At 34.3% G+C, this 11,475-nt stretch carries 9 protein-coding genes and 2 tRNA genes; 8 read left to right on the top strand and 3 right to left on the bottom strand.

The window, feature by feature from the left end; translation table 11 throughout:
- The first annotated feature begins 110 nt into the window (after positions 1-110).
- The 3 genes from H3T56_RS02880 (at position 111) to H3T56_RS02870 (ending at position 744) form a co-directional block, all read left to right on the top strand.
- Positions 111-187 (top strand) — tRNA-Asp (locus H3T56_RS02880).
- A gap of 8 nt (positions 188-195) precedes the next feature.
- A tRNA-Trp gene (locus tag H3T56_RS02875) sits at positions 196-271 on the top strand.
- Positions 272-405: 134 nt separating this feature from the next.
- Positions 406-744, top strand: coding sequence for a DUF413 domain-containing protein (locus H3T56_RS02870; RefSeq protein WP_065650855.1), 339 nt, complete (start codon positions 406-408; stop codon positions 742-744).
- A gap of 4 nt (positions 745-748) precedes the next feature.
- On the opposite strand, the gene H3T56_RS02865 is transcribed toward H3T56_RS02870, so the two are convergent.
- The 3 genes from H3T56_RS02865 to znuC all read right to left on the bottom strand — a co-directional run bounded on the left by H3T56_RS02865 (position 749) and on the right by znuC (position 3,967).
- Complete coding sequence (locus H3T56_RS02865; protein ID WP_086362280.1) at positions 749-2,272, bottom strand: YifB family Mg chelatase-like AAA ATPase; 1,524 nt, start codon at positions 2,270-2,272, stop codon at positions 749-751.
- 118 nt (positions 2,273-2,390) lie between these two features.
- On the bottom strand, positions 2,391-3,191 hold the full coding sequence (gene znuB, locus H3T56_RS02860) for a zinc ABC transporter permease subunit ZnuB (RefSeq protein ID WP_198191947.1): 801 nt from the start codon (positions 3,189-3,191) through the stop codon (positions 2,391-2,393).
- On the bottom strand, positions 3,191-3,967 hold the full coding sequence (gene znuC, locus H3T56_RS02855) for a zinc ABC transporter ATP-binding protein ZnuC (RefSeq protein ID WP_086320030.1): 777 nt from the start codon (positions 3,965-3,967) through the stop codon (positions 3,191-3,193). Before znuC ends, znuB begins: the two co-directional genes overlap by 1 nt.
- A 117-nt stretch (positions 3,968-4,084) precedes the next feature.
- Here znuC and znuA point away from each other — a divergent pair, with 117 nt between their 5' ends.
- The 5 genes from znuA to tolB all read left to right on the top strand — a co-directional run bounded on the left by znuA (position 4,085) and on the right by tolB (position 11,343).
- Complete coding sequence (gene znuA, locus H3T56_RS02850) at positions 4,085-4,993, top strand: zinc ABC transporter substrate-binding protein ZnuA (protein ID WP_370545479.1); 909 nt, start codon at positions 4,085-4,087, stop codon at positions 4,991-4,993.
- A gap of 55 nt (positions 4,994-5,048) precedes the next feature.
- The gene (gene mepM, locus H3T56_RS02845; RefSeq protein ID WP_370545478.1) at positions 5,049-6,383 is read left to right on the top strand and encodes a murein DD-endopeptidase MepM; all 1,335 of its coding nucleotides are present in this window, start codon (positions 5,049-5,051) and stop codon (positions 6,381-6,383) included.
- Between the two features lie 122 nt (positions 6,384-6,505).
- On the top strand, positions 6,506-8,830 hold the full coding sequence (gene mrcB, locus H3T56_RS02840; RefSeq protein ID WP_065650850.1) for a bifunctional glycosyl transferase/transpeptidase: 2,325 nt from the start codon (positions 6,506-6,508) through the stop codon (positions 8,828-8,830).
- A gap of 13 nt (positions 8,831-8,843) precedes the next feature.
- Complete coding sequence (mutM, locus tag H3T56_RS02835) at positions 8,844-9,653, top strand: bifunctional DNA-formamidopyrimidine glycosylase/DNA-(apurinic or apyrimidinic site) lyase (RefSeq protein WP_065577785.1); 810 nt, start codon at positions 8,844-8,846, stop codon at positions 9,651-9,653.
- A gap of 394 nt (positions 9,654-10,047) precedes the next feature.
- Positions 10,048-11,343 (top strand): Tol-Pal system beta propeller repeat protein TolB, encoded by a 1,296-nt coding sequence (tolB, locus tag H3T56_RS02830; RefSeq protein ID WP_065577804.1) that lies wholly within the window; start codon positions 10,048-10,050, stop codon positions 11,341-11,343.
- Positions 11,344-11,475 lie beyond the last annotated feature (132 nt).

Raw genomic sequence — 11,475 nt, 5'->3', positions numbered from 1 at the left:
CCGAACTCAGAAGTGAAACGCCGTAGTGCCGATGGTAGTGTGGGTATTACCCATGTGAGAGTAGGGTGCCGCCAGACTTTTAAATTTTATATATACATACCAAATACGGTGGAGCGGTAGTTCAGTTGGTTAGAATACCTGCCTGTCACGCAGGGGGTCGCGGGTTCGAGCCCCGTCCGTTCCGCCACCTTTTCTAGGGGCGTAGTTCAATTGGTAGAGCACCGGTCTCCAAAACCGGGTGTTGGGAGTTCGAGACTCTCCGCCCCTGCCATAAATAAAGATGTTTTGTTCTAAATTTAATCACTTATTCAAATTTCTTTACATAAATAAAAAAATTTTGTTTACAGATTTACTTTGTCAATTATAATTCCCGCCCAACAATATTTATAATCTAGAGGATATAACATGGCTGAGAGTTTTGTAAGTCAACAACGTTTTTTTGATAATAAGAATTATCCAAGAGGTTTTTCTCGTCATGGTGATTTTACTATTAAAGAAGCTCAGATCTTAGAAAAATATGGTTGTGCTTTTAGAGATCTTGATACAGAAGCTAAAAAGCCAGCTACTCCAGAAGAAAAATCTTTTGTTGCGGTTTGTAAAGGGAAAAAAGAGCCATCTACTGATTATGAAAAAGCGTGGATAAAGTACCTTTCTAAAATTAATAAGCCAAAACGTTTTCACACATTATCAGGAGGAAAACCTCAAGTTGATGTAAGTGATGATTTTGTTGATAGTGATGATTAATGCTTTAGCCAATATTTTTGTGCAGTTGAATTAATAAACGATCCATAGAACGATAACTCAGTGCTTCTGAAATATGTTTTCGTTCTATGTTTTTTGAATTGTCTAAGTCAGCAATAGTACGCGATACTTTTAATATCCGATGCCACGCTCTAGCAGAGAGACCTAACTTGATTAAAGCCTGCTCCAAATAATTATTGTCTTCATCACTTAGTAGGCAATGTATTTGAATTTCTTTTGGTGATAATTGACTATTTAATTTGTTATTTCTTAATATTTGAATCTTTCTTGTATCAATCACTCTTTTCTTTACTTTTTCTGTTGTCTCTGTTGTAGTTGCCTTTTGGCTTAATGTGCCCCTTGGTAGTAATGGTACTTCAATAGAAATATCAAACCGATCTAAAAATGGCCCAGATAGCCTATTTAAGTAACGTATTATTTGTTGTGGTGTTGTTCTGTTATGAGTGCCTTGATAATGACCTGTGGGACTTGGATTCATTGCTGCTATGAGTTGAAACTTTGCTGGAAATTTTATTTTTGCATTAGCTCTTGAAATAACTATTTCACCTGACTCAATAGGTTCTCTTAATGCATCTAAAACTTTACGGTTAAACTCTGGTAACTCATCTAAAAATAAAACCCCATTATGTGCTAATGATATTTCGCCTGGTCTGGGAATTGATCCACCTCCTACTAGTGCAGCAGCTGATGCACTGTGATGTGGTGATCTAAATGGCCTTGTTCGCCAATTCTTTATTGAACCATTTGAGTTAACTAGGCTTGCAATTGCTGCACTTTCTAGTGCTTCATCATCTGATAATGGTGGTAATAATGACGTTAATCGTGTTGCTAACATTGTTTTTCCTGTTCCTGGTGGTCCTATCAATAATAGATTATGTCCACCAGCTGCAGCGATTTCTAATGCTCTTTTAGCATGTTCTTGTCCAATTACATCTTGTAGATTAGCGAGTTGATTATTTTCTTCTTGATATTGTCTATATTCGACTGATGATAAGTTAATTTCATTATATAAATATTGACATAATTCCAGTAAATTATGCGTAATTAATGTATGATTTTGATGAATTAACGATATTTCAGATTGATTCTCTGCTGAAATAATTAGAGTTCGATTATTTTTTTTAGAAGACAAAGCAGCGGGAATCGCCCCTTTTACTGCCTTAATTTCGCCCGAAAGAGCTAATTCACCTAAAAACTCATATTTAGCAAGGTGATCCATTGGTATCTGTTCTGTTGCCGCAAGAATAGCAATAGCTATAGGTAAATCAAACCGACTTCCTTCTTTAGGAAGATCGGCAGGAGATAAATTAACGGTTATTTTCTTTGCTGGAAATGTAAAACCACTATTGATAATAGCACTTCTAACACGGTCTTTGGATTCTTTTACTGTTGCTTCTGGTAGGCCAACAAGCACAAAACCAGGTAAACCATTACTAATATGTACTTCGACGTTAATTTGAGGTGCTTGTATACCAATAGAGGCTCTTGTATAAATGATTGCGAGTGACATAATTTATCGTCATTAATTTGAGATTTTTAGCACTTTATTAATAATTCTAGAATGTGCATAAATTTATGACTAAAAATGCGTGTTCGTTCGCAAAAAATTTCCTAATTTTGTTACTACTTCAATTTTTTGTTCTTATAAAGAATTTAGAAATAAATAGTGATATAAAAAATAAACAAGTGTTGCTTAATACAACAGAAGGGCCTGTTGGGGTGTCATAACATAATGAAAATAGTATGCCACCAATGATTGAGATCATACCGATTAATATTGCAATAATTGCCATTGATTCAGGATTTTTAGCATAGTATTTTGCAGTAGCTGCTGGGATGATTAACAGTGCTGTAATTATCAAAGCGCCAACAAATTTCATAGCAATACCTATCGTTAATGCTAATAGTATGGTTAGAATAAATTTTGTTATTGGTACATTAATTCCATGACTAAATGCTAATTCTTCACTAACCGTAATAAATAAAAAATGATTCCACCGCCATATTAGCAATAATCCAATTGTTACTACACAAATGACTATTTGGTAAACATCAAACATTGTTATAGATAAAAGATCACCAAATAGATAGCCCATTAAATCAATACGTATATTATTCATTAAACTTATTACAACTAAACCCAATGAAAGAGCGCTATGCGCTAAAATACCCAGTAAGGTATCAACAGGAAGTTGCTTTTGAGATTCTAACCATAATAATCCAATAGCTAATATCAATGTTACTAAAATAATGGCATAAAATAGATTGATATTTAAAAGAAAACCAAAAGCTACCCCTAATAATGCAGCGTGAGATAAAGTATCACCAAAATAGGACATTCTTCGCCAAACAACAAATGTGCCTAAAGGTCCTGTCAAACAGGTTAAGCTTAATCCTGCCAGTAAAGAGGGTAACAGTAACTCTATCATTATTTTTTTCCTCGTTGGTCAGGTAATATAATTTTTTGATTATGTTGATGCTGATGTTGGCAAAAATCATGATCATGATTGTGATGATGTTTATATAAAGCAATTTGTGATGCACCATGTTGTCCAAAAAGCGAAATAAACTCTGGATCATTTGAAACACTTGCTGGTGTTCCTGAACAACAAATATGGTGGTTTAAACAAATTACCTCATCAGTTTTTGCCATGACTAGATGTAGATCATGTGAAACCATTAATACACCACAGTTAAACTCATTTTTTGCATTAATAATTAGATCATATAACAGTACCTGTCCATTAACATCAACGCCTTGGGTCGGTTCATCAAGAATGAGTAACTTTGGGCGTTTGGCTAATGCTTGTGCTAAAAGAACTCGCTGTAGTTCACCACCTGATAGTTGATGCATGGATCGATTTATCAAATATTCAGCCTTAACTAATGATAATGTTTTATGAATATCTATTTGACTTAACTGTTTATTTAACTGCATAAAACGTTTTACAGTAATCGGTAAAGTCGGATTTAAGTTTATGGACTGAGGAACATAGCCAATAGTTAAATCAGATGCACGTTTAATGGTACCAGTGGTTGGTTGAATTAAACCTAAGATAATTTTGACAAGTGTTGATTTACCAGCGCCATTTGGTCCTAATATTGTAATAATTTGATTTAAATTAACCGTTAATGAAATATCATATAATATTTTCTGGTTATTTATTTCAATGGAAACATTATCAAGTGACATTAATTGCGTCATGATATTATTAGTCCTTGCTGGTCAATATGTTATGTTATATTATAACAATATTCTGGTTTATTCCATCATATTTTATAAATATTGGATGATAAAGTGAAAAATTCTATTAATAGTACAATAAAGTTTATCCGTTTTTTTTTAGCTTTTTTATTTATTTTCGGGCTAATAGCTAATGCCAATGCGACAATAATTTCTTCAGTAAGACCTATTGGATTTATTACCGAAGCAATCGCATCAGGTGTAATAGATACTGATATATTATTACCGGATGGTGCTTCACCACACACTTATTCATTGAAACCTTCCGATTTAATTAAAATCAAAAATGCAGACTTAATAATTTGGGTTGGTGAGGAGATGGAAACTTTTATGCCAACTGTATTAAAAAATATTGACCACCATAAACAAATAGAATTAATGGATGTTGGCGAAATTAAAAACTTACTCCGCACAAACCATGAAGAAGATACACATCATGATATGCACGCAGATGATGAGCATCATGGTGAATATGATGAACATATTTGGCTTTCTCCTACTATTGCTAAAATCATTGCTAAATCAATTCATGATAAGCTGCTTGATTTATACCCCAATAAAGCGGCAATACTTGACTTAAATCTAGACAAATTCATTACAAATTTATCAGAAACGGAACAAAACATTGCAAAAAAACTAATTAACGTCCAAAATAGGGGCTATTTTGTGTTTCATGATGCTTATGGCTATTTTGAATCATATTTCGGATTAAAAAATCTAGGAAGTTTTACCATAAATCCAGCAGTACAACCTGGTGTTCAAACAGTTTATGCAATTCAAAAAGAGTTAGCTGAACACCAAGCGGTCTGTGTTTTTAGAGAGCCACAGTTTAGCCCTGCAATAATTAAAAAGATAGTGAATGGTACGGATGTTCGAATTGGTGAGTTAAATCCATTAGGGACAGGTATCCCTATAACAAAAGATTCATATTCACACTTTTTATTTGCATTGACACAAGAACTGTTGGATTGTTTAGATGAAAAATAATTTAGATAATAGATAGTTAAGGTTAATTTTGGTACGGCAGATTAAATCCTCTGATATTGAAAAAAATAATTTGAAAATTCCTTATTTTTCAATATTGGGAGTCCTTGTTGCTGTGATTTTAGTAACTATATTGTGGCGTCCTTTAAATTTAGATCGTACAGAGTATGTTCCTTTAAATTCACAAGCGCAAACCACAGTGACAGATACATCAACATCATCAGTTGTTATTGGTGATGGCCGAGTAGATATGGTTGGTGATAAATCAAAATCAGAAAACGTCACTGAATCGTCCGATGTTCCAGAAGATGCTATAGCTAAAGATGAATTAGACGATATTGCTGAAGAAAAAGATAACACCGTACAATATACTATTTCACGTGGAGATACATTACACGATATTTTAGTTCGTTATAATGTTAATCGAAATGATATTTCACAACTAACCAGTAAATTTAAACAGCTCGCCAATTTAAGAATTGGGCAACAAGTGAGTTGGACAACTGATGACAACCATAATTTATTAACTTTCAATTGGACAATATCAAGTAATAACGTTCGAATTTTTGAAAAGTCAGGCAATAAATTTATAGAAAGTTCTGAAACTATAGAAGGTACATCTGAAAATGTTGTCATTACTGGAGATCTTAAAACGAGTTTTGTTGCTGATGCACGTAAAGCCGGTCTAACTGGCAATGAAATCGGTATTATTACCCGAGCCTTGCAATGGCGCTTGGATTTTCGCCGTTTAAAAGTCGGAGATAAATTTGCCGTATATTTGTCACGTGAAATGCATGGTAAAAGATTATCTAAAAGCAAACTTCTTGGTGTTCGAATTAAAAATGGAACTAAAGATTATTATGCTATTTTGGCTGATGATGGTAAATATTATGATATTAATGCGAGTAGTTTGTCGCAAAGTTTTTTCCGTTATCCTTTGGCGAAGCAAGCTCGCGTATCATCAGGATTTAATCCTCGCCGTTTAAATCCTGTTACAGGCATCGTTACTCCGCATAATGGTGTTGATTTTGCTGTGTCTCGGGGAACACCTGTTTTATCAGTAGGTAATGGTGAGGTCGTTATTGCCAAATATAGTGGTTCTGCTGGTAACTATGTGGCTATTCGACACGGTAGGCAATATATGACAGCTTATATGCATCTGGATAAAATTTTAGTAAAATCAGGGCAACAAGTTAAGCAAGGCGATAAAATTGGGTTGTCCGGTAATACTGGACGTTCAACAGGACCTCATTTGCATTTTGAATTACATATCAATAACAAACCGGTTAATCCATTAACTGCTAGTTTGCCAATTAATGAAGGTTTGACTGGTAAATCTAAAAAAGCATTTATTGAAAAAGTTAAAAATATTAAACCTAAACTTAACTTTTAACTGATTTTGTCTCCAAATTTATTATTTAAACTTAAAATTCTTATTCGAAAGAAGGCCAATGCGTCAGTAAAAAGTTGTGCTATCATAAGGTAATTTTATTTAAAATAAATATCGGGTGTAGTTTGAACAAACCAACGAAAAAGACATCTACTAAAAAAGCTTCGAAGAAAAATAACAAATCATGGTGGCGCCGTATCTGGTGGTTGCTATTTAAGTTATTTCTTATATTTGTTGCAGTAACTGTTGTTTATGGGATTTATTTAGATCAACAAATTAAAGAACGGATCGATGGTAATGTCTGGGAATTACCGGCTGCTGTATATGGTCAAATTGTTGATCTTGAACCTGATAGTGATTATAGCCTTAGTGATGTTGTTACTTTGTTAAAAGGTGCACAATATCGTCAGCAAGATAGTAAAGCAACACGTCCTGGTGAATTTATTGTCCAAAACGATGCTGTTGAAATCTATCGACGACCATTTACTTTTCCTGATGGTGAAGAACAAGCTTTTCGAGTTAGAATAACTTTTTATGATAACAGAATTGATCGTATATCTAATTTAGATACCGGCCGTGACTTTGGCTTACTTAAAATTGATCCTAAATTAATAACTATGATGCATTCACCTAACGGTGAACAACGACTTTTTGTTCCGTTAAAAGAGTTTTCTGATTCGTTAATAAAAACCTTAATTGCAACTGAAGATAAACGTTTTTATGACCATCATGGTGTAAGTTTATACTCAATTGGACGGGCTATTTTTGTCAATTTGACCACTGGCCGAACAGAAGGTGGCAGCACATTAACACAACAAACGGTTAAAAACTTATTTTTGACCAATGAAAGAAGCTTAAGCCGTAAAATACGTGAAGCATATATGGCTATAATTTTAGATGCTCGTTATAGTAAAGAACGTATTTTAGAACTTTATCTAAATGAGGTTTATCTAGGGCAAGCTGGTAGTGAAGAGATCCATGGTTTCCCATTAGCGAGTCTTTATTACTTTGGACGTCCAGTTAATGAATTGACATTAGATCAACAAGCTGTATTAGTGGGGATGGTAAAAGGTGCTTCATACTATAATCCTTGGACTCAACCACAACAAGTGATTGAACGTCGTAATGTTGTCTTAAAGCTTGCTGAACAGCAAGGGATTATTGATGAGGAGTTATTCAACTTACTTAGTCAGCGCCCACTTTCCGTTTTACCAAAAGGGGGAGTAATATCTCCACAACCAGCATTTATGCAAGTTGTGCGTAGTGAGCTGAGAAAACAGTTAGGCGATAAAGCAGATCATCTTTCTGGCATGAAAATTTTTACCACCTTTGATCCGGTTGCTCAAGCGGCAGCTGAACAATCCGTAACCAATGAAATTGAAAATTTACGCAAATCGACGAATAAAGATTTACAAACGGCAATGGTCATTGTCAGTCGTGAAACTGGTGAAATTCGTGCAATTATTGGTAGTGCTGAACCTCGTTATCCTGGTTATAACCGCGCGTGGTTAACCAGACGAGCAATTGGTTCACTTGCAAAACCGTCAACTTACTTAACAGCATTAAGCCAACCAGGGCGTTATCAGCTTAATAGTTGGCTTGATGATAGCCCATTATCAATAAAGTTGGATAATGGTACTTATTGGCAACCAAAGAATTTTGACCGCAAGTTTCGCGATAAAGTAATGTTAATTGATGCGTTAGCCCTTTCGCTTAATGTCCCTACCGTTAACTTAGGGATGGGATTAGGTTTAGATGCAACCAAAAATACTTTACAAGCACTGGGTGTACCTCAAGATCGTATTCCGAATTTACCATCAAGATTATTGGGTGCTCTAGAGTTAACGCCTTTAGAAACCGCACAGATGTTCCAAACTATTACTAATAATGGTCAACGGGCACCATTAACAATTTTAAGATATGTATTGTCTGACAAGGGTGAACTTGTTTATCAAAATTATCCACAACAAATTCAAGCTGTTTCTCAACAATCAGCTTATTTGACGACTTATGCTATGCAACAAGTAGTTGAATCAGGAACATCGCGCTCGTTAAAAACTAAATATGGATCATTTAATTTAGCCGCGAAAACTGGGACTAGTAATGATTCTCGTGATAGCTGGTTTACCGGAATTGATGGTAAAAATGTTGCGGTAGTTTGGATCGGTCTTGATGATCATTCTCCGATGAAATTAACAGGTGCAACGGGTGCCTTAAAAATATATAGTGAATACTTACAAAATAATCCGCCAAAAAGGTTACAACTTCCCGTACCGCAAAATATATTTATGGTACCTATTGATAGTAATGGACAATGGCAGTGTAATGGCGGTGGTGTACGTAGTTTACCTGCATGGACGATCAACCCTCAAAGTTTATGTTCCGCTAGTCCTCAGGCTGTATCTAATCAACAAGCACCAAGTTGGGTGACTGACATGTTAAATAATTAAATGAGGTTATTATATGCCTGAATTACCAGAAGTTGAAACGAGTCGACGAGGTATTTTACCTTATTTAAAAGGCCAAACTATCTCGCAGATTATTGTCCGAAACCCAAAGCTTCGTTGGCCTATAGATGAAAAAATTAATAATACTCAAGGGCAAGTGATAGTAGATGTTAAAAGGCGTGCCAAATATCTACTGTTACAACTGACACATGATTGGATTGTCATACATTTGGGAATGTCAGGTAGTTTACGCATATTAGAGTCATACCAAGAACCAGCTAAACATGATCATGTCGATTTAGTATTAGCGAATGGAGTGATATTAAGATATACCGATCCAAGACGTTTTGGATCATGGCTATGGACCCACACTATTGAAGAATTAACTCAATTGAAGCACTTGGGACCAGAGCCACTTAGTGATAACTTTTCAGCTAATTATTTATTTGAAAAAGCTAACAATCGAAAAATACCAATTAAAAGTTGGATTATGGATAATCATATTGTCGTTGGTGTTGGTAATATTTATGCTTCAGAATCATTGTTTTTGGCAAAAATTAATCCAAATCGAAAAGTTAGTAGCTTAACATTAGTTGAATGTGAACGATTAGTTACAGCAATTAAGCTGGTACTTACAGAATCTATAGAGCAAGGTGGAACGACACTTAAAGATTTTGTTCAATCTGATGGTAAACCGGGGTACTTTGTCCAGAACCTTCAAGTATATGGCCGAGAAGGTGAGAAATGCTTAATTTGTCAATCTAATATTAAGTCTAATAGAATAGGACAACGTAATACATTTTATTGTGAAACCTGCCAAAAATAATAGATAAATTTAATTATATTTTTCTTTTCTAACAATTGTTTTAATTATTGATAGTAATATAAATTCAACTCTTTTTAGTTATCAATCATATAAAAATACTTATTAATCTCTTTTCACTTAGTTTATTTCTGAATAGTATAGATAATAAACAATTTATTTATGGAATCAAAAAGAATATAATAGTATCAATTAAAAAATCTTTTTTACTCAAAAGGCTATGGACTTGTTATACAATATCGGCTATCTTTCTCGCTGTAAAATTAACTATATTTTGTAAAGCATAGTATCTATTATAAATTAATTATAATGTTTTAATTTTAAAATACTTTTCTTTATATGGGGTTAAGTTTATTTTAACCTAGTGTATTTCGCTTTGATTAAGGAATTTAAGATGATCAAATTTGCTTCTCGCTTTTTGATAGCTTGTTTTGTTTTATTATCAACAATGATGGCTACAGCTGAAGTTAAGATTGTAATTACTGATGGCGTCAGTTCGGCCAAACCAATTGCTGTCGTACCATTTAAATGGACTGGTAGCGGAGAGCCTCCCCAACTTGTAGATAATATTGTCGCATCTGATTTACGTAATAGTGGTAAATTTAATCCTATTGACGTTGCAGCAATGCCACAAAAACCAACTACAGCATCAGAAGTTAATCCTGGCGTTTGGAGTAATATGGGTATTTCTGCTGTTGTAGTAGGATCAATTCAACCAGATGTGTCTGGGAAATATCTTATAACTTATCAACTAATTGATACAGTTGATCGACCAGGTTCAGTATTAGCAGAAAACCAATTCTCTATAGAGCAACGTTGGTTACGTTATGCCTCTCATACTGCAAGTGATGAAATCTTTGAAGCATTAACCGGTATTAGAGGTGCATTTAGAACACGTATTGCTTATGTGGTAAAAAATAATAAAGGACCTTATACCCATGAATTGCGTGTATCAGATTATGATGGTTATGATCAAATTACAGTACATCGTTCTAAAGAGCCATTAATGTCGCCAACATGGTCTCCTGATGGTAAAAAATTAGCTTACGTAACTTTTGAAAGTGGCCGTTCTGCTCTTGTATTAAAGACTTTAGATAGTGGTGCAGTTGAAACTATTGCTTCATTCCCTCAACATAATGGTGCGCCAGCATTTTCGCCTGATGGTAGTAAATTAGCTTTTGCTTTGTCAAAAGGGGGCAGTTTAAATTTATATATGATGAATTTGAGTTCTAAAAAAATTACCCAAATTACATCAGGACGTAGCAATGATACAGAACCTTCTTGGATGCCAGATAATCAAACCATAGTTTATACCTCTGACCAGGCTGGACGTCCGCAACTTTATTCAATTAATATTGGTAGTGGAGCATCGCAAAGGGTAACTTGGGATAATACCCAAAATCAAAATGCTCGCGTATCTCCAGACGGCAAGTTTATTGCTGTAATTTCTACTAATAATGGTGAGCAACATATTACTCGATATGATGTAGAAACTAATACATATCAAAGATTAACCGATACTTTTTTAGATGAAACACCGAGTATTGCTCCAAATGGCACTATGATTATCTACAGTTCTTCACAAGGTTTAGGTACAATTTTAAATCTTGTTTCTACTGATGGTAATTTTAAAGCAAGGTTACCAGCAACGGATGGGCAAGTGAAATTCCCTTCTTGGTCACCTTATTTATAAGAACGGCTAAATTTTAGGCAATAATGACATTATTAAAATTGTGTAAATGTTAAGGTCGTTATAATATATACTTCTAATCTTTCTAGTTAGTAACCGTGCGTTACTTTGAAGTTGGTTAGATGTATAAAAAAA

It is taken from the genome of Gilliamella sp. W8123 (assembly GCF_016101085.1).
GTDB classification, from domain to species: Bacteria; Pseudomonadota; Gammaproteobacteria; order Enterobacterales; family Orbaceae; genus Gilliamella; species Gilliamella apis.
This window is presented reverse-complemented; position numbering and strand designations above follow the sequence as displayed.